The following is a 25,149-nucleotide window of genomic DNA, read 5'->3' on the forward strand; positions in this document are numbered from 1 at the left end:
GTGACGGACTCTAGGGGCGTGGGGTGGATTTGGGCTTGCTGTGGACGGGCTGTGGAGTGGGCGTGCGGTGAAGTTGGACGCCGAGGTGGGGCTGGGTCGGTGTTTCTCGGCGGCGTGTGCTCGGCCTTGCCAACATGTGGGCGCCGGGGGGTGGTTCGGCGGACGGCAGGCGGATCACGGCGTCGAGTCCGCCCGTTGCGGCGGCGCGCAGGCTCGCCTCGCCGCCGCTCGCGTGGGCGAGGCGTTGGACCAGGGAGAGACCGAGGCCCGTTCCGCCCTTGGGGGCGCCGGGGGCGCGCCAGAAGCGGTCGAAGGCGCGGGCGCGCTGGTCGGCGGTCATGCCGGGGCCTTCGTCGGTGACGTGCAGGTCGACCCAGCAGGGGCGGGCGTCGCGCAGGGTGCGGCGGGGCGGGACGTGCAGGCGTAGTTCGATGGTGGTCGTGCTGCCGGGTGGGGAGGCGCGCAGAGCGTTGGAGAGGAGGTTGTCCAGGATTTGTTCGGTGGATCCGGGGAGGGCGAGGACGGGGCCCACGCTGCTCGCGAACAGGACCAGGGAGACGTCTTGTTGGGCGAAGAGGGGTGCCCAGGTGTGGTGTCGTTCGGTGCAGACGGCGCCCACGTCGATCGGCGAGGGGGTGGCCGCGTCCTCCTCCAGTCGGGCCATCGCCAGCAGGCCTTCGACCAGGCGGGAGAGGCGGTCCGTCTCGGTCACGGCGGCGGTGAGGCTGGGCCGGCCGGGGTCGAAGACGTTCGGCTCCAGGTTCTCCAGGCGCAGCCGCAGTGCCGCGAGCGGGGTCTTGAGCTGGTGTGAGGCTTCGCCCGCGAAGGCGTGCTGGGAGGCGAGGAGATGCGCGAGGCGGGCGGCGGTGCGGTTGAACGCGGCTGCCAGGCTGCGGACTTCGGGCGGGCCTTTGGTGACGGTCACCGGGTCGGCCCGGCCGCCTTCCGCCAACTCGTGGGTGGCGCGTTCCAGTTCGCGGATCGGGCGGCCGGTCCAGCGGGCGATGGCGAAGCCCACGAAGGTCACGGCGGTGAGGACGCCGAGTCCGCCCAGGGCGAGCAACAGCCATACGTGGTGGACGCGTTGGTGCACCATCTGGGTGGGGACGGTGAGCCATACGGCGCCTTCCGGGCGGGCGCCCTGGCCCACGGGCGCGGCGACCGAAAGGTACTGGACGCCGCCGATGGTGGAGGTGCGGACGTCGGCCGTGGAAGTGCCGTGCAGTGCGGCCGCGATGCCCGGGCGGGAGGCCAGTGCGCCGGATACCTCGCTGCTCAGTGGGTGCGAGGTGGCGAGTGGAGCGCCTGATCCGTCTACGACCACCACCTTTCCCCCGATGCGTGCGGCGCAGTGGGCCACCCGGCCGGGCAGGTCGCGTTCGGCCCGGCCGGTGGCGAGGGACAGTGCGGCGTACGCGGAGACCGACTCGGCCTCGTCCTTCGCGGCGTTGACCACCCGCTCCCGTTCGCCGCGCGAGTAGACGAAGCCGAGCGGGATCTCCAGGCAGAGCAGGACGAGCGCGGCGAGGGTGAGGTAGCTCAGCAGCAGGCGGCGGGTCATGGGGAGGTCACCTGTTGGTCGTCCGGTCCGGTGTGCACCGCCAGCCGGAAGCCGACGCCGCGCAGTGTCTGGATCCACGCCGGGTGGCCCAACTTCCGGCGCAACGAGGCGACATGGACGTCGAGCGTCTTGGTGGGGCCCTCGTAGTGCGGGTCCCACACCCGGTCGAGGATCTGCTGCCGGGAGTAGACGGCGCCCGGGTCCTCGGTGAGCAGTGCGAGCAGGTCGAACTCCTTGGGGGTGAGGGCGACGGTGATCTCGCCGACCCAGACCTGGCGGGTGCGGCGGTCGACGACGAGGGGGCCGGGTTCGGCGGGGGGAGCGGCGGGAGAGGGGTCGTAGGACTCGTACGGAACCGCGGTGGCGGTGGTATACGGAAGGGCAGTGGCCTGTGTGGCCTGTGTGCGTCGGGTCACCGCTCGTACGCGGGCCACCAGCTCCCGTACGCTGAACGGCTTCGCCAGGTAGTCGTCGGCGCCCAGCTCCAGGCCCAGTACGCGGTCGGCCTCTTCACCGCGTGCGCTGAGGATGACGATGGGGACGTCGGAGACCTGCCGGATGCCCCGGCAGACGTCGATGCCGTCCATGTCCGGCAGCCCCAGATCGAGCAGGACGACATCGCCGTACGGCGCTCTCATCCCCTCGGTTCCGGTGGTCACATGATCCACCGTCAGGCCGAAGTGTCCCAGGCCCTCGGCGAGCGGTTCGGCGATCGTCTCGTCGTCCTCGATGAGCAGCACTCGTAGGCCCATGCGTCCTGTCTCTCCGTGAAACCGGCAACCGGAATTAATCCAGGAAACGTGAACTCGTCATTGGCTCCCCGGAGTCGACAGGTTACAAGACGGCGCTGCCTGTGCGTGTCCGGACAAAGAATGTTCAATTGCTGGCCGCGCTCTGGCGTTCCGTTAACCTTCCTCTGGTGTGTGCCCCTCTACGGTGGTCCTGAACAGGCTGAACTCCCAGTTGAGGAGGCATCGTTGAAGGCGTTGCTGGACTGTGCCCGGTCGTTCAGGCGGCGGGCGGATTTCGAGAGCGGCGAATATCGGAAGCTGGCCGAGGGGCAATATCCTGAGGCACTCTTCATTACCTGCTCGGACTCTCGGGTCATACCCGCCCTCATTACCGGCGCCCGGCCCGGAGACATATTCGAGCTGCGCAACGCGGGTAATATCGTGCCGCCGTACGGGCAACACGGCGCCTCGGGTGAGGCCGCCACCATCGAGTACGCGCTGGAGGTGCTCGGGGTTCAGGACATCGTCGTGTGCGGTCACTCACACTGCGGGGCGATGGGTGCGCTTCAGTCCGGTGACGACCTGACCGCGCTGCCCGGTGTGGACGCCTGGCTGGGGCTCGCCCGCCCGGAGCTGGCCCCGGTGCTGGCGGCCGTCTCCGACGATCCGTCGATGCCCGAGGTGGCGCAGCGCAATGTCGTCAACCAGCTTGCGGCGGTGCGCAGTTATCCGTCGGTGCGGCAGCGGCTGGAGGGCGGTCGGCTGCGGTTGCACGGCTGGTACTACGAGGTCGACACCGGGTGTGTGTACGAGATGGACGACGACGGTCGCTTCCGGGTGCATGCCGGATGAGCGGGGCGCATGCGCGGGGCCGGACGCGGGGAGCGACGACGACCGGCGGGACGGCGACGGTGACACAGGCCGCGGCGCCGGGTTCTCGCCCGTCCGGCCCGTCCGGCCCGGAGAAGACGCCGGTGTCCCGCCCGGAGAAGGGGGAGAAGGTCGATCTCGGTACTGAGATCACCGCCTCCCTCGTCGTCTTCCTCGTCGCGCTGCCGCTGTGCATCGGCGTCGCTGTCGCGTCCGGTGTGCCGGCCGAGCTCGGGATCATCTCCGGGGTGATCGGCGGGCTGGTGGTCGGCGCGGTGCGGGGCAGCACGCTCCAGGTCAGCGGGCCTGCCGCGGGTCTCGCCGCGCTGGTCGCGGAGACCGTGGCCGAGCACGGCGTGGCCATGCTGGGTGTGATCGTGCTGGGGTCCGGGATTCTGCAGATCGTCCTCGGTGTCGTACGGCTCGGCCGGATGTTCCAGGCGATCTCCCTCGCCGTCGTCCAGGGCATGCTGGCCGGCATCGGACTGCCGCTGATGTTCAGCCAGGTGTACCCGATGGCCGACGGCAAGGCGCCCGGGACGCCGATCGAGAACATGGCCGGGATTCCGGGGCTGTTCGCGGACATCCTGACGAACCGGCAGGCGATGATCGCCACCCTGCTCGGCATCGTGACCGTGGTGCTGAGCTTCGTGTGGAAGAAGGTGCCGGGGCCGGTCAAGAAGGTCCCGGCCGCGCTGGTCGCCGTGGGTATCGGCATCGGGGTGGCCGCGCTGCCCGGCGTGGACGTGAAGACGCTCCAGGTCGGCAATCTGCTGGCCTCCGTGCAGGTGCCGGGTGGTGAGCAGTTCGCGGGGCTCGCCGACGCGGCGATCATCACCTCCATCCTCACCTTCACGGTCATCGCCTCGGCGGAGAGCCTGTTCACGGCGGCCGCGGTGGACCGTATGCACAGCGGCCCGCGCACCCGCTACAACACGGAACTCATCGCGCAGGGCGCCGGGAACACGGTGGCGGGTGTGCTGGGTGCGCTGCCCATCACGGCGGTGGTCGCGCGCAGTTCGGCGAATGTCCAGGCGGGTGCGAAGACGAGGCTGTCCCGGACCCTGCACGGTCTGTGGCTGCTGGCGTTCGCGCTGCTGTTGCCGCAGGTCCTCGCGCTGATCCCGATCTCGGTGCTCGCCGGGGTGCTGGTGCACAGCGGCTGGAAGCTGTTCGCGCCGGAGGAGTTCCCGAAGATGTGGCGGCAGGACCGGGGCGAGTTCGTGGTGATGACCGTCACCACGCTGGTCATCGTGGCGACGGCCCTGCTGGAGGGTGTCCTCATCGGCCTGGCCGCCGGGATCGTCCTCGCCGCTCTGCGGATGTCGCAGACGGTCGTCAAGCAGCACCTGGAGGAGGACACCGCCAAGGTCGTCATGGCGGGCAACGCGACCTTCCTGCGGCTGCCGAAGGTGATCGAGGCGCTGGAGGCCGCCGCCGCGTCGGGGAAGCCGCGGATCCGCCTCGACCTGACCGGCGTCACGCATCTCGACCACGCCTGCCGCAACCAGGTCGAGGAGTTCACCGCCCAGCAGCGGGGGAAGGGGCTGCGGGTGGAGCTGCTGATGCCGGGGCCGGGGAAGGCGGCGGAGACGGCCTCTGCCTCTGTCTCTCCCGAGGTCGAGACGGCAGTCGGGCCGGTGACGGCCGTAACCGAGAGGACGACGTCCAGGCCCGGCGGGCGGACGATGTCCAAGCCGGGCGGACCAGCGAGCGCCATGCGCGGCCGGGCAGCGTGGACCACGCCCACCGAGCAGTGGGCCGGTACGACCGCCGACCCGACGACCACCACGCCCGCCGAGCCCTGGAGCACCACCACCCCGGCCGAGGCCACGACGGCCTCGTCCACACCCGCCGAACCGACGGAGTCCCCCGGCCCCGACGCCGAGTGGTTCTACCTGGACACGCGGCCCCTTCCGGACGATTACGCCGGGCGCCCGCCGCTCGTAGGCTGACTCCCACCCGTAAGCGGAGGGAGGTCGGTCATGTCCGGCTGGACCGAGAAGGACATCCCCGATCAGAGTGGTCGCGTCGCCGTGGTCACCGGGGCGAACAGCGGCATCGGATACGTCACCGCCCGGGAGCTGGCCCGCAAGGGCGCCCGGGTGGTGCTGGCGTGCCGGAGCGAGGCGCGGGGCAGGGCGGCGGGGGACCGGTTGGCGGCCGAAGTCCCGGGTGCGGAGCTGGAGTTCGCGCGGCTGGACCTCGGGGATCTGGCATCGGTGCGGGCGTTCGCGGCCGCCTTCTCGTACGACCACCTCGATCTGCTCGTCAACAACGCCGGGGTGATGGCGCTGCCGTACGGGACGACGGCCGACGGGTTCGAGACGCAGTTCGGCGTCAATCACCTCGGGCACTTCGCGCTCACCGGGCTGCTGCTGCCCGCGCTGCTGGCCACCTCCGGCGCCCGGGTGGTGACGCTGTCCAGCTCAGTGCACGCGCTGTCCAACATCGACATCAACGACCTCAACAGCGAGCGACGCTACCGGAGTTGGGTCGCGTACGCCCGTTCCAAGACCGCCAACCTGCTCTTCACGCACGAGCTGGCGCGGCGGCTCGCCGCCATCCGCTCCGGCGTCGTCGCGGCCGCCGCGCACCCCGGCTACGCCGCCACGAACCTACAGACCCGTGGGCCGGCGATGGCGGGCCGCAGGGGCGCCGAGCGGTTCATGCGGATCGGGAACCGGTTCTTCGCGCAGTCCGCGGACGCCGGCGCGCTGCCCGTTCTGTACGCGGCCACCGAGTCCGGCGTGCGTCCCGACTCCTTCACGGGCCCTTCGCTGCTGGGCTGGCGCGGTTCGCCCGCCAGGTCGTGGCGCGCCAGGTGGACGCTCGACGACGTGGCGGGGGAGCGGCTCTGGGATGTCTCCGAGCAGTTGACGGGGGTGACGTTCGACGCGCTGAAGAGGTGACGGGCCGGTCATTCCTTGCGGCCGGTCACGGCCACTGTCACGCCGAGCCCGATCGTGGTGAGCCCGATCGTGGTGAGCCCGCCGGCCCCTCCTTTATTCCTTTATGCGGTCTGCACCTCATACGTCGCCACCCGTACCGACTCGTCGTCCAGGCACCGCCCCGACTCCAGGTCGAACCGCTGCTTCAGCAGCGGCGAGGCGACGAAGGGCCGTCCCTTGTGGGAGCCGATCAGGCCGCGGGAGAGGACCGCCGCGCCGCCGAACGGGTCGCGGTTGTCGATGGCGTACAGCTTGCCGGACCGGTCGCGGAAGAGGGCCACCTGGCGGCCGTCGGGCAGCAGGGCCGCCACTCCGCGGCCGGGGAAGAGCAGGCTCAGGTCGCAGACCGTGAACCAGGTGTCCTCCTCGTCGTCCAGACGGAGTTGGATTTTCAGGTCGGTCGTCTCGGGTGCCAGGGTCATCGCTGGGCGCTTCCTTCCAGGACGTCTTCCGTGGGACGCATGCCGATGCTGAGCAGCGGCAGGTCGGGCTTGATCTGGTCGCGTTCGGGGACGAAGCCGACGACGGGGTCGGGGGTGTCGGGCGCGTTCACGAAGGAGACGAACCGGGCCAGCTTCTCGGGGTCGTTGATGGTCTGGGCCCACTCGTCGCGGTACCCCGCCACGTGCGCGGCCATCAGCGACTCCAGCTCCTCGCAGATGCCGAGGGAGTCCTCGACGACCACGTCGCGTACGTGGTCCAGGCCGCCCGGGATCCGCTCCAGCCAGGTCGAGGTGCGCTCCAGGCGGTCGGCGGTGCGGATGTAGAACATCAGGAACCGGTCGATCAGGCGGATCAGTTCGGCGTCGGAGAGGTCCTGGGCGAGCAGGTCCGCGTGGCGCGGGGTGGCGCCGCCGTTGCCGCCGACGTACAGGTTCCAGCCGCCCGCGGTGGCGATGATGCCGAAGTCCTTCGACTGGGCCTCCGCGCACTCGCGGGCGCAGCCGGACACCGCCGACTTGAGCTTGTGCGGGGAGCGCAGGCCCCGGTAGCGCAGTTCCAGGTCGATCGCCATGCGGACGGAGTCCTGGACGCCGTAGCGGCACCAGGTCTGGCCGACGCAGGACTTCACCGTGCGCAGCGCCTTGCCGTACGCGTGGCCGGACTCGAAGCCCGCGTCCACCAACCGCGCCCAGATGGACGGGAGTTGTTCGACGCGGGCGCCGAACATGTCGATGCGCTGGCCGCCGGTGATCTTCGTGTAGAGGCCGAAGTCGCGGGCGATCTCGCCGATCACGATCAGCCCCTCGGGGGTGATCTCACCGCCGGGGATGCGCGGGACGACCGAGTACGAGCCGTTCTTCTGGAGGTTGGCGAGGAAGTGGTCGTTGCTGTCCTGAAGGGCCGCCTGCTCGCCTTCCAGGACGTAGCCGCTCGCGCCGATCGTCGGGGCGAGGGAGGCGATGATCGAGCCGACGGCCGGCTTGCAGATCTCGCAGCCGTCGCCGCCCCGGGCGTCCTCGCGGCCGTAGCGGTCCAGGAGGTCCTGGTAGGTGTTGATGCGCAGGGCGAGGACGATCTCGTACAGCTCCTCGCGGGTCTGCGAGAAGCAGCCGCACAGGCCCTTGTCGACCTCGACGCCGCTGGCCTCCAGCTCGGCGTTGACCAGCTGGCCGAGGACCTTGACGCAGCTGCCGCAGCCGGTACCGGCTTTGGTGCACTTCTTCACCTCGGGCACGGTCGTGCACTGGTGGTCGGTGACCGCGCCGCGGATGGTGCCCTTGGAGACGTTGTGGCAGGAGCAGATGATCGCCTCGTCCGGCAGCGCGGACGGGCCGAGCTGGGCCGGGGCGCCGGCGCCGGCGGGCAGGACCAGGGCCTCGGGGGAGATCGGCGGGACGGAGCCGGTGAAGGCGCGCAGCGTGCCGTACGAGTCGGCGTCGCCGATCAGGATGCCGCCGAGCAGCGTGCCGTCGCGGCCGATGACCAGCTTCTTGTACAGGCCCGAGCGGGAGTCGGAGTAGACGACGTCCAGGCAGTCGTCGGCGGTGCCGTGGGCGTCGCCGAAGGACGCCACGTCCACGCCGAGCAGCTTCAGCTTGGTGGACAGGTCGGCGCCGGTGAAGGCGGCCTCCTCGTCGGCGGCGATGGTGGCGGCCGCGGTCTCGGCCTGCTCGTAACCGGGAGCGACCAGGCCGTAGACCCGGCCGTCGGAGGCCAGCGCGCACTCGCCGATCGCGAAGACGTGCGGGTCGCTGACCGTGCGGCACTGCTCGTCGACGCTGATGCCGCCGCGCTCGCCGACCGTCAGGCCGCTGTCGCGGGCCAGCTGGTCGCGGGGGCGGACACCGGCGGAGAACACCACCATGTCGGTGGCGAGTTCGGAGCCGTCGGACAGCTTCATGCCCGTGACGGCGCCCGAGGCGTCCGTCACGATCTCCTGCGTGCCGGTGCCGGTGTGGACGGTGAGGCCCATGTCCTCGATGGTGCGCAGGAGCGCGGCGCCGCCGCCCTCGTCGACCTGGACGGGCATCAGGCGCGGCGCGAACTCCACGATGTGGGTGGACAGTCCGAGGCCCTTGAGCGCGCCCGCGGCCTCGAGGCCGAGCAGACCGCCGCCGACGACCGCACCCGTCGTCGCCTTCGACTTCGCGTACTCCTCGATCGCGAGCAGGTCCTCGATCGTGCGGTAGACGAAGCAGCCCTCGGCGTCCTTGTTGGGGACCGGCGGGACGAAGGGGTAGGAGCCGGTGGCCAGGACGAGGAAGTCGTAGTCGAAGGTCAGCCCCGAGCGGGCGGTCACCACCTTGGCCGACCGGTCGATCGTCTCAGCCGGGTCACCGACGTGCAGCTCGATCCCGTGGTCCTTGATGAACTCCATGTCGGTCACGGAGAGGTCCTCGGGCGTCTTGCCCGAGAAGTACGAGGTCAGCTGCACGCGGTCGTACGCCGGACGCGGCTCCTCGCACAGCACGACCACGCGGTGCGCGGCGGTCAGACCGCGCTCGGCGAGCGCTTCGAGGAAGCGCTGGCCGACCATGCCATGGCCGACGAGCACGATCGTGGGGCGGGGGGCGTCCCCAACAATTGCGGTCGCGGACATCAGGAGCCTCCATCGTTGGTGAGCAGGTGGAGCAAGGGAGCACCGTCGGCGGGGAGCGGCTCTGCTCCCTCCCAGGCGCGGGCGAGTGCGCCGACGGTGCCCAGTTCGCCGACGAGGACCCCGCCGACCAGGCGGTCGTCGCGGACGACGACCTTGCGGTAGGTGCCTCGTGTGGCATCGGCCAGCTGGACGACGTCGTCGCCCGGAAGCGGCTGAGTCTCGCCGAACGCGGCGAGGTCGAAGGCGCTGTTCCCGGCGAGCGTGAGCCGGGTCAGGGAACGGGTGCCGGTGTAGCGGGCGTCCGGGTCACCCGCGAGCGATTCGGCCAGTGCGTCGGCCTGTTCGAGGGCCGGGGTGGCGAGCCCGTACACCGTGCCGTCGTGCTGCGCGCAGTCGCCGACGGCCCTGATGTGCGGGTCGGAGGTACGCAGTTCGTCGTCGACGACGATGCCCTTGCGGACGTCGAGGCCGGCGATCTGGGCGAGGCCCACGCGCGGGTGGACCCCGCAGGCCAGCACCACGAGGTCGGCGTCGAGGGCGTATCCGTCGGCCATCTCGACCGAGCGGACCGCGCCGCCGACGCAGCGCACGTCGCGCACCCGGCACTCGGTGTGGATCTCGACGCCGAGGTCGATGAGGTGGCGCCGGACCAGCTTCGAGGCGCTCGGGTCGAGCTGACGCTCCATCAGCCGCTCGGACTGCTGGGCGAGGACGACCTGCGCGCCGCGCATCGCGAGCGCCCGGGCCGCGGAGACCCCGAGGAGCCCGCCGCCGATGACGACCGCCCGCACGCCCGGCCGTACCGCCTTGGACAGGCCGAGGCAGTCGTCCATGGTGCGGAACGCGTGGACACCGTCGGGCAGTTCGTGCCGCTCGCCGGTGAACAGGCCGCGCAGGGGCGGCAGGACGGGGTTGGAGCCGGTGGCCAGGACCAGCGTGTCGTATGCGATCTTCGAGCCGTCCGCGCACTCGACGGTCCGCTCCGCACGGTCGATGCCGGTGACCCGGCCGCGGGTCAGCTCCGCGGGCGCCGGCAGGGCGATCACCTCGGGGCTGTAGCGGCCGGCCAGTACCTCGGCGAGCAGGACCCTGTTGTACGGGCGGTGCTCCTCCTCGCCGATGAGCGTCACGGGCGTGCCGAGCTCACCGAGCCGCCGGGCGAGCCGGACGCCCGCGAGTCCGGCGCCGATCACCACCACACGCGTATTCGAGGTCATGTCCAGGAGCGTGCGATGCCGGTGTTACCCGACCGCATCACGTCTGTTTCCCGCGGGGAACGCTGCCCTCAGCACAGCCGCCCGGCGGATGTGAGGGTTCGGAGTCTGCGCGGGGGCCGGGCTGTGAGATGCGGCGGGCGACGGGAGCCGAACCCCGGGTTCCGTGCAGGCGGCATCGTCTACGACCGGAGGCGGCGCGAGGCCGGAGAGGAGGGGTTTCACCAGCTCACGCGCGGGGGGACGGATCATGGACGGTGTCTGGAACATACCGGTTCGGCCGACTCGGCCGGCTCGGCTGCCGGTGCGCGCCGCCGCTGCCGTGCGGGTCCGGGGGCTCGTGCGGGAGGCGTTCGCGGCGCGGGGTGTCCCTGGGTGTGGCGTACGTCCCACTGGGTCCATTGGGGCTTTCGAGCCTCGGGAGAGGCTCGGATCGAACAGCTGAACCTCAGGAGAGGCTCAGAAGGCCGGTATTTGGTTGGACGGGCCACCGATCCCCTCCCTAGGGTCGCGATCATGCCCGACATATCACTGACCATGGTCGCCGTCCTGTGCCTCGCCGCCCTCGCGGCCGGCTGGATCGACGCCGTGGTCGGCGGCGGAGGCCTCCTGCTGCTCCCGGTGCTCCTCCTCGGGCTGCCGGCCGGCACCCCGGCCGCTTACGCGCTCGGCACCAACAAGGCGGTCGCCATCGTCGGCACCTCGGGCGCCGCGGTGACGTACGCCCGCAAGGCACCCGTGGACGTGCGCATCGCCGTACGCATCGGCCTCGCGGCCCTCGCGGGATCCTCGGCCGGGGCCTTCTTCGCGGCCGGGATGAGCACGGACGTGCTCAAGCCGGTCATCATGGTGGTGCTGCTCGCCGTCGCCGCCTTCGTGATCCTGCGCCCCGCCTTCGGCACCGCGCCCGCGACCGGCCCGGCCTCCCGCCGCCAGATCCTCGCGGCGATCGGCCTCGCGGGCCTCGGCATCGGCTTCTACGACGGTCTCATCGGCCCCGGCACCGGTACGTTCCTGGTCCTGGCCCTCACCGCCGTCCTGCACCTCGACCTGGTGACCGCCTCCGCCACCGCCAAGATCGTCAACTGCTGCACGAACGCGGGCGCCCTCGCGACCTTCGCCTGGCAGGGCACCGTCCTGTGGCAACTGGCCGCGCTGATGGCCGTGTTCAACCTCGCGGGCGGCATGCTGGGCGCGCACACCGCCCTGAAGCAGGGCAGCGGCTTCGTCCGGGTCGTGCTGCTGACGGTGGTGTTCGCGCTGGTGGGGAACCTGGCGTACGAGCAGTGGCTGGCCTAGGGCCTGTCCGGCGGAGCAGGTCGCAGGAAATCGACAGCGCTGTTCAGTGCCGGTGAGCGGGGTCTGGTGCGTGCAGCTGCAAGGCGGAGGAGGGAGTCGACGCGGAGCGTCGGCGAGTGACGACAACGCGGCAGATGTGCGTGCCAGACCCCGCGTCTGCGGCATGCTCCGCCGGACAGGCCCTAACCCCTGTTCGGGGACGCCAGTAGTTCGACCAGGCCCGTCGTGCCCTCGTGGCCGTGCCCGGCGGCGAGGCGCCGCTCCATCAGGGCCATGTACGGCGTCAGCAGCTCCGGGCTGACGCCCTGCTCCTCGGCGGTCCGCAGAAATGTGGCGTTGCCGGCCACCTGCATCGCCAGGTTGGAGACGACCCCCTTGCCGTAGTCGCCGTTCTCCAACTGCTCGGCGGCCTGGTGCGCGGCCGGTGCCATCGCGGTCAGCCACGACACGAGCAGCGGCGCGAAGTCCTTCGGCGCGATGTCCTCCCCGCGGATCAGCGCGAAGGCGTGCGTGATGCCCGCGAACATCCCGTTCATCGCGCTCAGCAACGCCACGTCGTGCAGCGCGGCGAAACCCGGGTCCGCGCCGACGTAGGTGGTGCCGGCCGGCACGGCGAGCGTGTCCCGGTGCTCCTCGAAGAGCGCGGCCGAGCCGCTGTAGAAGACGTACCCGCCGGAATCGGGCACCCCGATCATCGGCGGTACGGCCATGATCCCGCCGTCCAGGAAACGGGCCCCGCGCGCGGAGGCCCACTCGGCACGGGAACGGCCCTGCGCGGGCGTCCCGGTGGTGAGGTTCACCAGGTCGCGGCCGGTCAGGTCGGCCCCGTCGAGGGCCTCGCCGACCGAGGCGTCGTCGAGCAGACAGGCGACCACGAGACGGCCGGCGCCCACCGCCTCGGCGGCGCTGCGGGCCACGGTCGCGCCCTCGGCGGCCAGGGCCTCGGCGCGGGCGGGGGTGCGGTTCCAGACGGTCACCGGGTGCCCGGCGGCCAGCCAGGTGCGGGCGAGGGCGGTGCCCATGGCGCCGGTGCCGAGGAGGGAGACGGGCGTACGAGAGTCAGGTGCGTTGTCAGTCATGGGAGTTAGGCTCGACGAGGTGAACGGCCTGCTCAAGTACGTACTTTCGAGTGGGTGGTTACCGCCGGGAAAGGATGCAGGCAGGGGAGGGAACGGCATGGCGACCGTACGAAGGCCGGGGGCGCCGGGGGCGTACGTCTGCGGGATCGACGCGGCGATGGACGTGATCGGCGGCAAGTGGAAGGTGCTGATCCTGTGGGCGCTGCACGTGCGGCCGTGCCGCTTCGGCGAGCTGCGCCGGGAGCTGCCGGGCGTGACGGAGAAGGTGCTCGCGGCACACCTGCGCGAGCTGGAGGCGGACGGCATCGTGCACCGGGAGGCGTACGACGAGGTGCCGCCGCGCGTCGAGTACTCGCTGACGCCTCGGGGGGCTTCGCTGAACGAGGCGCTGGCACCGCTGGGCGCGTGGGGGCGGGTGAACGTGCTGGGAGTAGCGGGAGCATCGGGAGTACCACGGGTACCGGGGGTGCCGGAAGTACCAGGGGTGCCGGGAGGCTCAGCGGCTGCCCGTGAGGTGCGCGAAGACAACGACGTTCCCCTGATAGCCGGTGCTTCGTGAGTAGCCCCCGCCGCAGGTGATCACCCGCAGCTCGGGCCGCCCGGAGACCCCGTACACCTTCTCGTCGGGGAAGTCCCTCGCCTCGTACATCTCGACCGCGTCCACGGTGAAGACGGCGACACCGCCGTCGCGCCGGTCCACCTCGATGACGGCTCCCTTCTTCAGGGCGCCGAGGTCGTAGAAGACGGCGGGGCCGTCGGCGTTGTCGACATGGCCGGCGACGATCGCGGTGCCCGTCTCGCCCGGGGTGGTGCCCGCCTCGTACCAGCCGGCCAGGTTCTTCTTCGCGGCGGGCGGGACGTCGAGGCTGCCGGCCGCGGTGAGGCCGAGCCCCATCAGGGGGGCGTTCACGCGGATCGACGGGACGCGGATCCGGTCGGGCGGGGAGGGCGGCAGCGCGGGCGCCGCGGATCGCCGAGTGCGCGGATCGGCGTGGGCGCGCGGATCGGCGTCCGCCCGCGGATCGGCGTGGGCCTGCGCGGCGGACGGCTGCGGCGGGGCGTGCGTCTCGGCGCCGCTGCGCAGCAGCCACGCGCCGGAGCAGAGGGCGACCGCGGTGACGGCCGCTATCGCGGCGTTGCCGGACCCGAACCCGAACCCGAATCTGGGCATGGCGAACCCCCTTTCCAAATCTTCAGGAACGCTGCGGCCTCTTCCCCCTCCGGGCCGCGAGGGGCGGCGGACCCGGAGGGGGAGAGGACATGCTGCGGTACCGGCGGACGGACAGCGGAGGGTGTCCGTCAGATCCCGTCGCCTCTCGCCCGGCGATGCAGGAGCCAGGTACCGCCCGCGGCGGCGACGGCGAGAGCCGCCACGCCGGCCGCGGTCTGTACGGGATCGGGGCCCAGAGCGCCGCCGACCCCCGTCTTCACACTTCCTCGGGGGTACACCTGATCGCGGGTGGAGGTGAGCGTGACCACCAGGTCACCCATGACCTGTCGCCCGCTCGCCCCGCACGTCGCGGTGATCTCGTACGTCCCCGGCTGCGCGCTCGGCGGCACCCGGAACTGTCCGATCGCCTCGCCCTCGTGCGTGCTGGGCGCCAGCGTGAAGGGACCGGCGCCGACCGCGCTGGCATCGCCCGCCGCCGCACCGTCGTCCCCGCAGTCCGCCGAGTTCACCGTGACCTGCCCGCCGGGCACGACTGAGGACGGGTACACCTCCAGGCCGCCCGCGGTCCCGCCGTACGCGGGCGCGGCGCCGAAGCCCGCGACGGCGACGGCGAAGGCGGTACCGGTCAGCAGACGGGTGGGACCTCGCATCGGTGCTCCTTCGAGCTCTTCGGTGGGGGCTGCCCTTTCGAGGTAAGTGGCAGTGGGGCGGGACCGCTTCCTGAGGGAGTGTCAGAAATGAGGTGAATGGGTGTCAGGCGAGGCGTGCCCGGAGCGCTCTGGTCGACGTTTCAGCAGGTCACCGACTCGGCAGAGGCACGCCAGGAAAAGAACCCGAAGGGCGCAGGGCCGGACTGTGAACGGGTGACCGGCTGAATTGCCGTCGGTCAGCGGGTACCCCAGTCCGGGCTCAGCCCGTCCCGCCGTCGAGCAGCCAGTTGTAGCGCAGCCGCAGCGCCCGCTCGGTGCTGGCCGCCACGGTGACGAGCCCGACCACGACGTTGCCCCCTGCCGGCAGATCAATGGGCGAGGTGAAGGTCCCGACGTACTGGGCGACGCCCTCCGGCGCCCTGGTGACCTGTTCGGCGAGCTGAAGGACCAGGAGAACCACGCCGATGACGAGCACGATCGCCGAGAGGAAACCGATACAGCGGCTCAGCGCGGGGTGCGATCGGTCGAGGCGCGCGCGGCGCCCCTCGGCGGAGACCGGGTCCGGGACGAGTTGGTGCTCGGCACCATCGGCGGTGACGTAGTGGCAGCGCTTGAGCCCGAAGCCGCTCGTCCTTACTTCGACGGTGCCGCCCTGGACGGGGAAGGCGGCAGGGACTCTCGACTCGGCGTGATGCCTGCCGTCGAGGTACAGGTGGGCCTTGACGTAGCCGTCCGACTGATTCTGATGCCTGACGTCGACGGCGTAGACCGTCTGCCGGCCGTCGTCGTCCATCAGCCGAAGATGGAACAGTGCGCGGGTAAGCATCTGCCACCAGCGGAAACGCTTCAACGGTCGCCCGTCGCCGGGCTTGACCCGCTGCACGGCCCGGCGATGCCGCCATTCCTTGAGCATGCCTCTACTCCTGTACTCCTGTTACTACTCCTGTTACTTGCTGGCTTCCGCCGGGCAGGCGAGGTCCCGCGTCGGGCGCTGCCCGGTGGTCAGGAATGTCGTCACCGTGTCGTTCGCGCAGGTGTTGGGGCCGAACGGATAGACACCGTGCCCGCCCTGGTCTGCCGTCACCATCGTGGCCCGCTTTCCGAACGCCCGCCGCAGCTCCTGGGCGCCGGCCAGCGGTGTCCCCGGGTCGCGCTCGTTCTGCGCCATGAGCACGTTCGACGGCCCCCGGTCACCGATGCGCACCGGCGGCTCGACCCGCTCGTCCGGCCAGAACGCGCACGGTCCGATGCCGGCCGAGGATCCGCCCAGCATCGGGTACTTCAGCCGGTCGACCGCGACGTTGCGCTGATACTCCCGGACCGTCCCCGGCCAGCGACTGTCACCGCACATCACGTAGAAACGGCCGGCCATGAAGTTCTCGAAGTCCGCCGACGGCGGGCTGGGCGGCAACGGCCGGTCGGTGTCGAGCGCCTGCCAGAACTCGGCCAGCACGGGCATGTTCGCATCGGCGTAGAGGCGGTCGAACGTGAGCCCGCGGAACAGCGTCCCGTCGATGCCCTGGACCGGTTTCGCCTCCAGCCGCTCCGCGAGATCGAAGTACTTCGCGGTCACCTGCTCCGGTGTGGTGCCCAGACCGTACTTGGGGTGTGCGGCCGCGAACGCCGCGAAGTCCGGGAAGCGGTCCTCCAGACCACGGGCGAGCGACCGCATGGCCGTGACGTCGTAGCCGCCGGGGCCCAGGTTGCTGTCGAGCACGATCCGGTCGCCGCGCTCCGGGAACATCGTCGTGTACACCGCACCGAGGTAGGAGCCGTAGGAGCCACCGAGGTACGAGACCTTCGGCTCGCCCAGCGCCGCCCGGATGCGGTCCATGTCGCGCGCGGTGTTCGCGGTGGTGGTGTGCGGCAGCATCCACGCCGTCCGCGAGGTGGCGCACTGCTCGGCGACGGTCCGCGCGTGCCCCGCCTCCCGCGCGACATCGGCCGCGGTGTACGCGTACGGCGGGAGGTTGCCGCGGTCCTGCTGATCCTGCGTGAGATCGCAGGTCACCCGTGTGCTGCGGCCGGCGCCGCGCGGGTCGAAGCCGATCAGGTCGTAGGAGTCCAGCACCTTCTGCGGCAGCCCTGAGCCGGCGAGAACGGCCGGATAGCCGAGTCCCGTGATGCCGGGGCCGCCCGGATTGGTCAGCAGTACGCCGCGGCGCTGCGAGGGTTCCTTGCTCGCCAGCCGGGAGATCGCGATCTCGATCTGCCGGCCGTCGGGATCCCGGTAATCCAGCGGGACTTCGAGCGTCGCGCACTCGAGAGGGGGCAAGGCGGCCTTCTCCGAGGCGACGGCGACTTTCTCTGACGTGACCGCGGCCTTCTCCGAGCATGGGCTCCACCGCACGGTGTCCGGCGTCGCCGCCAACGAAGCTCCCGGAGTCATTGTCGCCACCAGTGTGGTGGCGGTGAGGGCGAGGGACAGGGGCGTGTGCATCTGGTGTCTCCTCCTGAAGGGGCGCACGACGGTTTCTCGGCAGTCTGTTCGTGCGACGCACCCGGCACATCAGCCCGGCGGATCGAGACGTCTTCGACCACGGACGAGGCTGTGGTTCGACTTAGGTCGAGGGTGAGTCAGCCCTCGGTCTGACTCACCGTCCGCACGGTTTCGCGACAATGACCAGGTGAACATGGACGTCGCGCCACGGCTCGGGTGGTGGCAGCAGACCTGGCGGCTGGCGGCTGCCGCGGCAGTGGGCATACCGATCTGGCTCTCCGTCGGTGTGCTGCTGAAGGGGCAGTCGGCCGAAACGCGCTCTTGGTTCCTCACCGGTGATCCGCTGGTGGCTCTCGGCTGCCTGACGGCGCTCGTGTGGCGGCGGCGGTTCCCGCTCGCCGTCGCCATGACGGTCGCGATCGCCTCGACCGCGTCGGCACTCGCCACCGGCGCCGGGCTGCTGGCGCTGGGCTCGATCTCCACCCGTCGCCGTCCGGTGGAGATCGGGGTCGTCGCGCTGGCCAACGTGACCGCGTCACAGTTGGCCGTCGGGCTCTACCCGGTCAGGGACTCGCCCGGCTCAGTGTGGTTCCAGCTCGCGTTCCCGGCACTGACCGCGGGCATCGCGGTGGCCGTGGGCATGGCCGTCGGCGCGCGGCGGGTGGAAGTGCGGTCCTTGCGAGACCGGGCGGAGAGCGCGGAACGGGAACAGGCCGCACGGGCGGCGCAGGCACGGGCCCTGGAACGCAACCGGATCGCCCGCGAGATGCACGACGTGCTCGCGCACCGGATCTCCCTGGTCGCCATGCAGGCCGGAGTGCTGGATCACCGCGGCGACCTCAGAGCCGAGGAAAACCGGGTGCTGGTCCGTGGCATCGCCGAGGGCGCCCACCAAGCCCTGGAAGAACTACGGGATGTCCTCGGTGTGCTCCGGGCCGACCCGGGCCACCCGGAACCACCACAACCCTCCCTCGACGCAATCCCCGACCTGGTGGCCGACGCCCGCACATCCGGACTGGACGTCACGCTCACCACCACCGTGACGGGAACACCGTCCGACGTCGCCGGACGAACCTGCTACCGGGTCGTCCAGGAAGGACTGACCAACGCCGCCAAACACGCCCCTGGCGCACACATCCACATCACCCTCGAAGGCACACCGGGCGACGAACTCGACGTCAGCGTCCACAACTCCCCAGCCACCACAGAACCCGCGCCGCGACCGGCATCGGGATTCGGCCTGCTCGGCCTCACCGAACGAGTCGACCTCGCCGGCGGAAAACTCGACCATCACCCCACACCCGACAACGGATACGTCCTCACCGCACAACTACCGTGGCCGAACCCCACCCACGAAAAGAGAACCTGAGTGGACAGCGAACGGGAGCCGGTCCGTGTCGTCATCGTCGACGACGAACAGCTGGTGCGCATGGCGCTGCGGCTCGTCATCGACGGCGAACCGGACCTGACCGTCGTCGCGGAGGCGGCCGACGGGGACGCCGCGATCACCGTGGTGGACGAACAGCGGCCGGACGTCGTGCTGATGGACGTACGAATGCCCCGCCGTGACGGTCTCAGCGCGACCCGGGAGCTGCTCACCCGACCGGCGCCGCCCCGGGTGCTCATGCTGACCACCTTCGACTCCGACGATCTGGTGCTCGGCGCACTGCGCGCCGGAGCACTCGGATTCGTCCTCAAGGACACCCAACCGCCGCGGATCCTCGACGCGGTGCGGACGGTCGCGGACGGCAACCCCGTGCTGTCTCCGGCGGCCACGGCACGGGTGATCGCCGCGGCCACCGGCCCGCAGTCCTCGCACGCTCGCACCGCATCCCGCGAAGCCGCACGGAAACAGCTGTCCACCCTGACCCAACGAGAACGCGAAACCGCTCGGGCCATCGCGGACGGACTGGGCAACCCGGAGATCGCGAAGAGGCTGCACATCAGCATCGCGACGGTCAAAGCCCACACAGGCAACCTCTTCGCCAAGCTGGCGGTCGAGAACCGGGTGCAGATCGCACTCCTGGTCCGCGACGCAGAGGAATGACGCTGACCGCTTCTCAACTATCGAGAGATGCTCGGAAGGCCAGCCAGGCCGTGGGGTGGAAGCGGAGGTATGAGCCGGTGGGGTTCTTGGAATCGCGTACGGCGACGGTGGTGGGGATGTTTGTGGCTATCTCGACGCACTCGGCCGCGTCGTCGCTGTAACTGGACTTCCGGTACTTGAATTCGGGCACGGCTCACAGTTCCTTGCGCAGCTTGTGGAGGAAGGACGCCGAATCCCGCTCCCCGAGGGAACGTTCGGTGACCATCTCGAACAACTCATCGTAAGCAGCTGCGGCCTCTCCGCCCTCTGCCCAGCGCTGGGCGAAGGGGGCCTCGACGTAGACGACGTCCATGGCCCCCGGTGCGGCGAACGAGATGATGTTGAACGATCCGTTGAGACCCGAGTGCGTACCGGCGGTGAAGGGGAAGATCCGCAGACTGACATTCGGCAGTTCCGCCGCCTTCGCGAGTTCCTCGAGCTGCCCTCTGGCCGTCGCCGAGCTGCCGGGGAAGTTGCGGAGTACCGCCTCGTAGATCACAGCCCGCAGTGACAACGGCGGGTCGTCGGACAGGCGGTGTTGGCGAGCGAGCCGCGCGGAAACAGCTGTCGACACTGACTCAACGAGAACGCGAAACCGCCCGGGCCATCGCGGACGGACTTGGCAACCCGGAGATCGCGAAGAGGCTGCACATCAGCATCGCGACGGTCAAAGCACACACCGGCAACCTCTTCGCCAAGCTGGCGGTCGAGAATCGGGTGCAGATCGCACTCCTGGTCCGCGACGCAGAGGAATGACGCTGACCGCTTCTCAACTATCGAGAGATGCTCGGAAGGCCAGCCACGCCGTCGGGTGGATGCGCAGGTATGAGCCGGTGGGGTTCTTGGAATCGCGTACGGCGACGGTGGTGGGGATGTTTGTGGCTATCTCGACGCACTCGGCCTCGGGGTCGCTGTAGCTGGACTTGCGGTACTCGAACTCGACCATGGCTCAGAGTTCCTTCCGGAGCTTGTGGAGGAACGAGACGGACTCCCGTTCGCCGAGGGACTGTTCGGCGATCTTCTCGAACAGCTCATCGTAGGCGGCGGCGCCGTCTCCGCCCTCTACCCACCTCTGGGCGAAGGGGGCCTCGACGTACACGATGTCCATGGCTCCGGGTTCGGCGAACGAGAGGATGTTGAAGGAGCCGTTAAGGCCGAAGTGCGTGCCTGCGCTGAAGGGGGAGACCCGGATACTGACATTGGGCAGGTCTGCCAGTCGGGACAGTTGGTCGAACTGGCCGCGAGCGGTTTCCGCGCCGCCGGGAAAGTTGCGCAGCACCGCCTCGTAGATCACCGATCGCAGGACGAGCGGAGTGTCACCGGACAGGCGCTGCTGCCGCGCGATCCGCGCGGCGACGAACTCGTCGTCCGGTTGCCGCTTCATGGCCGCAGAAGTGATGGGGCTGCTCCTCAAGGCCCTTGCATAGTCCGGGGTTTGCAGCAAGCCGGGGATGAACGCCGGCTGCCACACCTTGATCGCCGTTGCCGCGCCCTCCAGTGCGACGTACTCCTGCATGACCCCTTGGAGGGTGTAGTCGTCCCACCAGCCCTTCGCTTTACGGCGCTCACGGTCGACCTTGGCCAGCTCCAGAAGCCCGCCGACGACGCCGGGGTCGTGGATCTCGTACGCCTCGCACAGTGCGCGGATGTCCGGGTCGCGCACGGGTACCCAGCCGCCCTCCATCTTGGCGATCTTTGCCGTCGAGGCGGAGAGCACCCTCGCGGCCTGGGGCTGTGTAAGTCCCGCCGCTGTACGCAACTTGAGGAGTTCGGTACCTAGTCTGCGTCCCAGAACGCTGGACGTGCTGTTGCCCTGCCGTGCCTGACCTGCTGTCACTTGGTCGCTCCTTCGCGGCTCTCCAGGGTCAGTCTGGCGGGCGCTGAGCATCACTCGCAACACGATCGGTGGACATCTTCCGGGAAGAGGTTGAACGGAACGCGCCCTTCTCGCTACATTCCGTGGTGAACGGACTACAGAACGGTGCCACTTGGCGCCGTCCGTCCCTGCCCGGGAGGTGCGCGACATGGTCGCCCCCGAAGACCCCCTCCACCACGACCGCCTCGACTACACCCCGCTCCCCAAGAGCGTCACCCTCGCCCGCCGCCGAGCCCACCGCCTCCTCACCGATTGGGGCCACCCCGAACTCGCCGCCGACGCCGCCCTGTTGGTCTCCGAGCTCGGTGGCAACGCCGTACTGCACGGGTGCCTGCGCGACCGGCTCTTCCGGGTGGAACTCACCCTCACGGAGCGCGTCGTACGGATCTCCGTGTCCGATCCGAAGGGCGAGTTACTGCCGAGCCTTCGCGAGGCGACCGCGGATGACATGTTCGGGCGCGGCCTGCTGATCGTCGGACAGGTGGCCGACCGCTGGGGCGTGTGCGAACTGAGCGTTGGCAAGACGGTTTGGTGCGAGCTGGATGTCGTACGCCAGACGGCCCCGGCCCGTTACCGTGACCGCAGCGAAGCCCCGCCACCGAGGAGGATGACCATGGCCGAACCGTTGAAGACCTTCGTCAACGGCGTCGAGGTCGAGGTCCCCAACAGCATCCCCGATATTCGCGCGGCCCTCTCCAAGGAGCGGCGCGAGGAGTTCGACCGTGCCGTCAATGCGGCCGGTGTGCACGACATCCACGCGGTGATGCGGCACTGGATGCTGGAAGCCGTACCTGACCCGGAGGCCGATGCGCTCTTGGAGCGGCTGGCGGCGGACGAGGCCGAGAGGCGGGGCGCGGCTTGAGCTACCGCATCACCTATGCCCCGCCGGCGGATGACACCTGGCCAAGATGCGGAATGCCGAAGCGTTCCGGGATGCCATGGTGCGGACGATCGGGCGTGACCCGTACGGTCACGGGTCAACCGCGGTCAGGGGCGACCGAGACCGCCGGGAGGCGACCGTCCTCGACGCCATCGTGCTCTACTAGGTTTCCGCTTCCGTGCTCACCGTCACCGTGGTCAGACTCATCAACGGACGTTGAGCCACGCGACGGCCGCCCCGGCCCCAGGATCGAGGCGGCCGTAACACGCCCCCGCGCACGGCGGCACCGCGGCCGTTGATCGGGCCGGGATCCGAAGCGGCGCGTGCTGCGACGCCGACCCCTCAGTCGCGATCAAGGGCGGTGCAGACACAGACCCTGTTGCCGTCGGGGTCGGCGAGCACGGTGAATGACGGGGCTTGGGAGGGGTCGACCACCGTGCCCCCGGCGGCTACAGCGGCCGCGATGCGCTCATCCGCCACCTCGGGAGCCAGCCACAGGTCGATGTGCCAGCGCTGGCGCGGGGTCTCGTGGGCGTCGGTCTGCTGGAACCACACACTGGGGACACGGTTCGTCGGGTCGAAGACCGAGTCGAACACGGTGTGGCCGGCGTCCCCGGTGAGCAGTGCGGACCAGAACGGAGCCACCGCCGAGTCGTCGGCGGTGTCGAGGGCAAGCTCGAGCTGTGTCACCTCGCCGGGCACGGCGAGCAGGCCGTGCTCCCGGGCGAGCCCGGTGATGACGTGGGCCAGTTCGAGGTCCTTCGCGGTGATCCACCGCCCACCGGTGTCCTCGTCGACGCTGAACAGGGTGACGTCGACCATCACGGTCCCCCCGATCCCCCCGCGCCCCAGCCGGATTTCCGGTACGTCGTGCTCGGCAGCGGCTGCCGCCCGTACGACCGCTGCCACGAACGCGGCCCCGTCGGCGGCGTCGGCGGCGCGGTAGCGCGCGGCGAGGGGCTGAGCGAGCTTGCGCCAGTCGCTGAGCCCCTCCCTGATCGCGGCGAGGATCTCCGGGGTGGTGACGATGTCCATGGCCCGCATGGTCCCACCGGCCAACGGCCGCGCACCTCACCCCACGCCGACCTCACCCCACGCCAACCCCACTCCAACCCGCCCCCACCGCGCCGTACTCCCCACTCCCCGCGCCGTACAGATCCCGCGCCGCGTTCAACGTCGCCGTACGCGCCCCCGCGTAGTTCGTCGAGGACGTCATGTAGACCGTCAGCGCCCGGTACCAGATCGCGCCCAGCTTGTCCCGGCCGATTCCCGCCACCGTGGAGCCGTCGCAGGTGGGCGAGTTGTAGCTGACGCCGTTCAGTGTCTTCGGGCCGCTGCCTTCCGCCAGCAGGTACGCGAAGTGGTTCGCCACGCCCGAGGAGTAGTGGACGTCGAGATCCTTCACCGAACTACTCCAGCAGTCCGCCGAGTTGCCGTCCTTGGACGGCTTGTCCATGTAGCGCAGGGCGTCCCGGCCGAAGCCGGAGCGGACGATCTTCTCGCCGATCAGGTAGTCGCCAGGATCGGAAGCACTGCCTGCGTGCCACTCCACCAGCGTGCCGAAGATGTCCGACGTCGCCTCGTTCAGGCCGCCCTGCTCGCCCGAGTAGGTCAGTGCCGCCGTCTTCGAGGTGACTCCGTGCGACATCTCGTGGCCGGCCACGTCCAGGGACACCAGCGGGCCGAGGGTCGTCCCGTCACCGTCGCCGTATGTCATGCAGAAGCAACTGTCGTCCCAGAAAGCGTTGTTGTAGCCGTTGCCGTAGTGCACGCGGTTGTACGAGCCTTTGCCGTCGCCCGCGATGCCGTTGCGGCCGTGGACGTATCTGTAGTAGTCCCAGGTCTCGTCCGTGCCGTACTGCGCGTCCACCGCCGCCGACGCGCGGTCGGCGGTCGCGCCCGTGCCCCAGTGGTTGTCCGCGTCCGTGAAGACGGTCGACGGGGCCCGGTTGACGCAGATCCCCAGGACGCACAGGTCGGTCCTGTTCGCCGCGTCGCCGGTGTACGTGTTCCCGCGCGTCGCGTCCTTGAGCTGGTACGTCGATCCCGACGGCGTCGTCTCCAGCGCGACCGTGCCGCTGTACAGCGACTTGCCGTCGCCCGTCGCCGTCTCGATGGTGTCCCAGGCGTCGAGTTGGGCGCCGGTGCGGGCGTCGGTCAGCACCGTACGCGCGACCGGGTTGCCCAGGGAGTCCCGCGCCACGGCGTCGGTCTGCCAGGCCAGCTTCGGGGCGCCGTGCAGGGCGTCCACGACCAGCCGCGGACGGGCCGTCACCTTCTTCAGCGTCTCGCCGAGGTGGGCGCCGCGCAGAGCGTTCACCGCGAGGTCGGCGGCCTTGGGGGCCGACAGTTCCGGGGTGATGCTCGCGAGCGAGATCGCGCTCCTCGTCGCCCGGTTCGCGCTGCGGTACGAGCCGTCCGCCGCCAGGTGGACCACGAAGTCACCGCCCAGGACGGGCAGTTGGCGGTATGTGTGGTCGTAGCGGACGTGCTGTGTGCCGTCCTTGTCGACGACGACGTCCCGGACCCGCGTCGCCTGGGCGGCGGTGAGCCCGAGGGCCGCGGCCTGGTCCACCAGCGCCGACGCCGCGTTCTCGATCGCGCTGTCCCGGGTCGGTGTGTCGGCCGCGCCGGCGGCGGGGGAGAGGGCGGCGGCCAGCAGGGTGGCGGTGGTGACGGCCGCTCCGGCGGTGGCGAGTCCACGGGAACCTCGGACATGCTGCCGTATTCGGCTCATCGGTCTCCTCGGGGAGGCGCTCACGCGTGAGGGGGAGGGGGCGGCGGTGCTGACGTTGAACAAGATTTAAGTGGCCATGACATGTCATGTCCAGAGCGCCTACGCGTGAGTATGTGAGGGGAGAGAATCGGTTCCGTGAGAGCCCAGCGACTGCCGTTCTTCGTCTACGGCACCCTCCGCCCCGGCGAGCCCAACCACGACCTCTTCCTGCGCGGCCGGACACGCTCCGAGGAGCCGGCCCGGCTCACGGGTGCGGTGCTGTACGACGGGCCCGGCTATCCGTACGCCGTCGAGGAGCCCGGCGGGACGGTCAGCGGGGAACTCGTCACCGCACGGCCGGAGATGTACGCGGAGTTGCTCGTCGCACTCGACCGCCTGGAGGAGTACGCCCCCGGCGACCCGCGCAACCTCTACGAGCGCGTCGAACGCGAGGTGATCCGCGACGCCGACGGCACGGCCGTACGCGCCTGGGTGTACGTCGCCGCCCCCTCCGTCGCCGCCCGCCTGCGCGCGCGGGGCAAGTTGATGGAGGGCGGCGACTGGTCGGTCAGGTGAGGCGTC

General features: G+C 70.4%; 25 protein-coding genes and 3 pseudogenes. 12 read left to right on the plus strand and 16 right to left on the minus strand.

What is annotated here, in order from left to right:
* Nucleotides 1–10: 10 nt before the first annotated feature.
* Both AB0I77_RS02325 and AB0I77_RS02330 read right to left on the minus strand, forming a co-directional pair.
* Nucleotides 11–1,561, minus strand: coding sequence for a HAMP domain-containing sensor histidine kinase (locus AB0I77_RS02325; protein ID WP_363280376.1), 1,551 nt, complete (start codon nt 1,559–1,561; stop codon nt 11–13).
* Nucleotides 1,558–2,313, minus strand: coding sequence for a response regulator transcription factor (locus tag AB0I77_RS02330; protein WP_363280377.1), 756 nt, complete (start codon nt 2,311–2,313; stop codon nt 1,558–1,560). Before AB0I77_RS02330 ends, AB0I77_RS02325 begins: the two co-directional genes overlap by 4 nt.
* Before the next feature lie 225 nt (nt 2,314–2,538).
* Here AB0I77_RS02330 and AB0I77_RS02335 point away from each other — a divergent pair, with 225 nt between their 5' ends.
* Genes AB0I77_RS02335 through AB0I77_RS02345 form a run of 3 tightly spaced genes read left to right on the plus strand, consistent with a single transcriptional unit; the run spans nt 2,539 to nt 6,074 of the window.
* Nucleotides 2,539–3,144, plus strand: coding sequence for a carbonic anhydrase (locus tag AB0I77_RS02335; protein ID WP_363280378.1), 606 nt, complete (start codon nt 2,539–2,541; stop codon nt 3,142–3,144).
* Nucleotides 3,141–5,117, plus strand: a complete 1,977-nt coding sequence (locus AB0I77_RS02340; RefSeq protein WP_363280379.1) for a SulP family inorganic anion transporter — start codon at nt 3,141–3,143, stop codon at nt 5,115–5,117. Before AB0I77_RS02335 ends, AB0I77_RS02340 begins: the two co-directional genes overlap by 4 nt.
* Nucleotides 5,118–5,147: 30 nt before the next feature.
* Nucleotides 5,148–6,074 (plus strand): oxidoreductase, encoded by a 927-nt coding sequence (locus AB0I77_RS02345; protein WP_363280380.1) that lies wholly within the window; start codon nt 5,148–5,150, stop codon nt 6,072–6,074.
* Between the two features lie 101 nt (nt 6,075–6,175).
* Here AB0I77_RS02345 and nirD read toward each other — a convergent pair whose 3' ends face one another.
* Genes nirD through AB0I77_RS02360 form a run of 3 tightly spaced genes read right to left on the minus strand, consistent with a single transcriptional unit; the run spans nt 6,176 to nt 10,373 of the window.
* On the minus strand, nt 6,176–6,535 hold the full coding sequence (gene nirD, locus AB0I77_RS02350) for a nitrite reductase small subunit NirD (protein ID WP_363280381.1): 360 nt from the start codon (nt 6,533–6,535) through the stop codon (nt 6,176–6,178).
* Nucleotides 6,532–9,156, minus strand: coding sequence for a nitrite reductase large subunit NirB (gene nirB, locus AB0I77_RS02355; protein WP_363280382.1), 2,625 nt, complete (start codon nt 9,154–9,156; stop codon nt 6,532–6,534). Before nirB ends, nirD begins: the two co-directional genes overlap by 4 nt.
* Nucleotides 9,156–10,373 (minus strand): FAD-dependent oxidoreductase, encoded by a 1,218-nt coding sequence (locus tag AB0I77_RS02360; protein WP_363280383.1) that lies wholly within the window; start codon nt 10,371–10,373, stop codon nt 9,156–9,158. Before AB0I77_RS02360 ends, nirB begins: the two co-directional genes overlap by 1 nt.
* Nucleotides 10,374–10,886: 513 nt before the next feature.
* On the opposite strand from AB0I77_RS02360, the gene AB0I77_RS02365 reads away from it, so the two are divergent.
* Nucleotides 10,887–11,669: a TSUP family transporter gene (locus AB0I77_RS02365; RefSeq protein WP_363280384.1), complete on the plus strand. Its 783-nt coding sequence runs from the start codon at nt 10,887–10,889 to the stop codon at nt 11,667–11,669.
* Nucleotides 11,670–11,851: 182 nt separating this feature from the next.
* On the opposite strand, the gene AB0I77_RS02370 is transcribed toward AB0I77_RS02365, so the two are convergent.
* A complete protein-coding gene (locus AB0I77_RS02370; protein ID WP_363280385.1) occupies nt 11,852–12,748 on the minus strand; it encodes an NAD(P)-binding domain-containing protein in 897 nt (298 codons plus the stop codon).
* A 97-nt stretch (nt 12,749–12,845) separates the two neighbouring features.
* Here AB0I77_RS02370 and AB0I77_RS02375 point away from each other — a divergent pair, with 97 nt between their 5' ends.
* Nucleotides 12,846–13,307 carry a helix-turn-helix domain-containing protein gene (locus tag AB0I77_RS02375; RefSeq protein WP_363280386.1) on the plus strand — a complete coding sequence of 154 codons (462 nt, stop codon included), beginning with the start codon at nt 12,846–12,848 and terminating at the stop codon, nt 13,305–13,307.
* Here AB0I77_RS02375 and AB0I77_RS02380 read toward each other — a convergent pair.
* The 4 genes from AB0I77_RS02380 to AB0I77_RS02395 all read right to left on the minus strand — a co-directional run bounded on the left by AB0I77_RS02380 (nt 13,245) and on the right by AB0I77_RS02395 (nt 17,009).
* Nucleotides 13,245–13,919, minus strand: a complete 675-nt coding sequence (locus AB0I77_RS02380; protein ID WP_363280387.1) for a class F sortase — start codon at nt 13,917–13,919, stop codon at nt 13,245–13,247. The genes AB0I77_RS02375 and AB0I77_RS02380 overlap by 63 nt on opposite strands.
* Before the next feature lie 128 nt (nt 13,920–14,047).
* Nucleotides 14,048–14,569, minus strand: coding sequence for a hypothetical protein (locus AB0I77_RS02385; RefSeq protein WP_363280388.1), 522 nt, complete (start codon nt 14,567–14,569; stop codon nt 14,048–14,050).
* A gap of 259 nt (nt 14,570–14,828) precedes the next feature.
* Entirely contained in the window at nt 14,829–15,482 is a 654-nt protein-coding gene (locus AB0I77_RS02390) for a hypothetical protein (protein ID WP_363280389.1), read from the minus strand.
* A gap of 33 nt (nt 15,483–15,515) precedes the next feature.
* Nucleotides 15,516–17,009, minus strand: coding sequence for an alpha/beta hydrolase (locus AB0I77_RS02395; protein WP_363280390.1), 1,494 nt, complete (start codon nt 17,007–17,009; stop codon nt 15,516–15,518).
* A 187-nt stretch (nt 17,010–17,196) separates the two neighbouring features.
* Here AB0I77_RS02395 and AB0I77_RS02400 point away from each other — a divergent pair, with 187 nt between their 5' ends.
* Together AB0I77_RS02400 and AB0I77_RS02405 are read left to right on the plus strand one after the other, a co-directional pair.
* On the plus strand, nt 17,197–18,378 hold the full coding sequence (locus tag AB0I77_RS02400; RefSeq protein WP_363280391.1) for a histidine kinase: 1,182 nt from the start codon (nt 17,197–17,199) through the stop codon (nt 18,376–18,378).
* Nucleotides 18,379–19,056 carry a response regulator transcription factor gene (locus AB0I77_RS02405; protein ID WP_363280392.1) on the plus strand — a complete coding sequence of 226 codons (678 nt, stop codon included), beginning with the start codon at nt 18,379–18,381 and terminating at the stop codon, nt 19,054–19,056.
* Between the two features lie 13 nt (nt 19,057–19,069).
* On the opposite strand, the gene AB0I77_RS02410 is transcribed toward AB0I77_RS02405, so the two are convergent.
* Together AB0I77_RS02410 and AB0I77_RS02415 are read right to left on the minus strand one after the other, a co-directional pair.
* Nucleotides 19,070–19,246, minus strand: a complete 177-nt coding sequence (locus tag AB0I77_RS02410) for a DUF397 domain-containing protein (RefSeq protein WP_363280393.1) — start codon at nt 19,244–19,246, stop codon at nt 19,070–19,072.
* 3 nt (nt 19,247–19,249) lie between these two features.
* The gene (locus AB0I77_RS02415; RefSeq protein WP_363280394.1) at nt 19,250–19,669 is read right to left on the minus strand and encodes a DUF5753 domain-containing protein; all 420 of its coding nucleotides are present in this window, start codon (nt 19,667–19,669) and stop codon (nt 19,250–19,252) included.
* On the opposite strand from AB0I77_RS02415, the pseudogene AB0I77_RS02420 reads away from it, so the two are divergent.
* Nucleotides 19,645–19,851 (plus strand): annotated as a pseudogene (locus AB0I77_RS02420) (LuxR C-terminal-related transcriptional regulator); the annotation flags it as partial. The gene AB0I77_RS02415 and the pseudogene AB0I77_RS02420 sit on opposite strands and share 25 nt — an antisense overlap.
* Nucleotides 19,852–19,864: 13 nt before the next feature.
* Here AB0I77_RS02420 and AB0I77_RS02425 read toward each other — a convergent pair.
* Nucleotides 19,865–20,041, minus strand: coding sequence for a DUF397 domain-containing protein (locus AB0I77_RS02425; RefSeq protein ID WP_363280395.1), 177 nt, complete (start codon nt 20,039–20,041; stop codon nt 19,865–19,867).
* A 3-nt stretch (nt 20,042–20,044) separates the two neighbouring features.
* Nucleotides 20,045–20,932, minus strand: a complete 888-nt coding sequence (locus AB0I77_RS02430) for a helix-turn-helix transcriptional regulator (protein ID WP_363280396.1) — start codon at nt 20,930–20,932, stop codon at nt 20,045–20,047.
* A 187-nt stretch (nt 20,933–21,119) separates the two neighbouring features.
* Here AB0I77_RS02430 and AB0I77_RS02435 point away from each other — a divergent pair.
* From AB0I77_RS02435 to AB0I77_RS02445, 3 genes and pseudogenes are all read left to right on the plus strand, one after another.
* Nucleotides 21,120–21,461: pseudogene (locus AB0I77_RS02435) on the plus strand (ATP-binding protein); the annotation flags it as partial.
* Between the two features lie 123 nt (nt 21,462–21,584).
* Complete coding sequence (locus AB0I77_RS02440; protein WP_363280562.1) at nt 21,585–21,833, plus strand: hypothetical protein; 249 nt, start codon at nt 21,585–21,587, stop codon at nt 21,831–21,833.
* Nucleotides 21,830–22,017, plus strand: a pseudogene (locus AB0I77_RS02445) (hypothetical protein). Before AB0I77_RS02440 ends, AB0I77_RS02445 begins: the two are co-directional and overlap by 4 nt.
* A gap of 176 nt (nt 22,018–22,193) precedes the next feature.
* Here AB0I77_RS02445 and AB0I77_RS02450 read toward each other — a convergent pair.
* Nucleotides 22,194–22,886, minus strand: a complete 693-nt coding sequence (locus tag AB0I77_RS02450; protein ID WP_363280397.1) for a VOC family protein — start codon at nt 22,884–22,886, stop codon at nt 22,194–22,196.
* A 52-nt stretch (nt 22,887–22,938) separates the two neighbouring features.
* Complete coding sequence (locus AB0I77_RS02455; protein ID WP_363280399.1) at nt 22,939–24,588, minus strand: M4 family metallopeptidase; 1,650 nt, start codon at nt 24,586–24,588, stop codon at nt 22,939–22,941.
* Between the two features lie 135 nt (nt 24,589–24,723).
* Between AB0I77_RS02455 and AB0I77_RS02460 the strand changes: the two genes are divergently transcribed.
* A complete protein-coding gene (locus AB0I77_RS02460) occupies nt 24,724–25,143 on the plus strand; it encodes a gamma-glutamylcyclotransferase family protein (protein ID WP_363280401.1) in 420 nt (139 codons plus the stop codon).
* The last annotated feature ends 6 nt before the right edge of the window (nt 25,144–25,149 follow it).

Origin of the sequence: Streptomyces sp. NPDC050619, from assembly GCF_040654815.1 — a bacterium.
Taxonomy (GTDB): Bacteria; Actinomycetota; Actinomycetes; order Streptomycetales; family Streptomycetaceae; genus Streptomyces.

Bases quoted from the DNA above. Each gene is read 5' to 3' on its own strand.
- nirD (WP_363280381.1), bottom strand. From the start codon at position 6,535: ATGACCCTGGCACCCGAGACGACCGACCTGAAAATCCAACTCCGTCTG.
- AB0I77_RS02380 (WP_363280387.1), bottom strand. From the start codon at position 13,919: ATGCCCAGATTCGGGTTCGGGTTCGGGTCCGGCAACGCCGCGATAGCG.
- AB0I77_RS02385 (WP_363280388.1), bottom strand. From the start codon at position 14,569: ATGCGAGGTCCCACCCGTCTGCTGACCGGTACCGCCTTCGCCGTCGCC.
- AB0I77_RS02395 (WP_363280390.1), bottom strand. From the start codon at position 17,009: ATGCACACGCCCCTGTCCCTCGCCCTCACCGCCACCACACTGGTGGCG.
- AB0I77_RS02340 (WP_363280379.1), top strand. From the start codon at position 3,141: ATGAGCGGGGCGCATGCGCGGGGCCGGACGCGGGGAGCGACGACGACC.
- AB0I77_RS02360 (WP_363280383.1), bottom strand. From the start codon at position 10,373: ATGACCTCGAATACGCGTGTGGTGGTGATCGGCGCCGGACTCGCGGGC.
- AB0I77_RS02325 (WP_363280376.1), bottom strand. From the start codon at position 1,561: ATGACCCGCCGCCTGCTGCTGAGCTACCTCACCCTCGCCGCGCTCGTC.
- AB0I77_RS02425 (WP_363280395.1), bottom strand. From the start codon at position 20,041: ATGGTCGAGTTCGAGTACCGCAAGTCCAGCTACAGCGACCCCGAGGCC.
- AB0I77_RS02375 (WP_363280386.1), top strand. From the start codon at position 12,846: ATGGCGACCGTACGAAGGCCGGGGGCGCCGGGGGCGTACGTCTGCGGG.
- nirB (WP_363280382.1), bottom strand. From the start codon at position 9,156: ATGTCCGCGACCGCAATTGTTGGGGACGCCCCCCGCCCCACGATCGTG.
- AB0I77_RS02440 (WP_363280562.1), top strand. From the start codon at position 21,585: ATGGCCGAACCGTTGAAGACCTTCGTCAACGGCGTCGAGGTCGAGGTC.
- AB0I77_RS02330 (WP_363280377.1), bottom strand. From the start codon at position 2,313: ATGGGCCTACGAGTGCTGCTCATCGAGGACGACGAGACGATCGCCGAA.
- AB0I77_RS02365 (WP_363280384.1), top strand. From the start codon at position 10,887: ATGCCCGACATATCACTGACCATGGTCGCCGTCCTGTGCCTCGCCGCC.
- AB0I77_RS02450 (WP_363280397.1), bottom strand. From the start codon at position 22,886: ATGGACATCGTCACCACCCCGGAGATCCTCGCCGCGATCAGGGAGGGG.
- AB0I77_RS02390 (WP_363280389.1), bottom strand. From the start codon at position 15,482: ATGCTCAAGGAATGGCGGCATCGCCGGGCCGTGCAGCGGGTCAAGCCC.
- AB0I77_RS02370 (WP_363280385.1), bottom strand. From the start codon at position 12,748: ATGACTGACAACGCACCTGACTCTCGTACGCCCGTCTCCCTCCTCGGC.
- AB0I77_RS02345 (WP_363280380.1), top strand. From the start codon at position 5,148: ATGTCCGGCTGGACCGAGAAGGACATCCCCGATCAGAGTGGTCGCGTC.
- AB0I77_RS02455 (WP_363280399.1), bottom strand. From the start codon at position 24,588: ATGAGCCGAATACGGCAGCATGTCCGAGGTTCCCGTGGACTCGCCACC.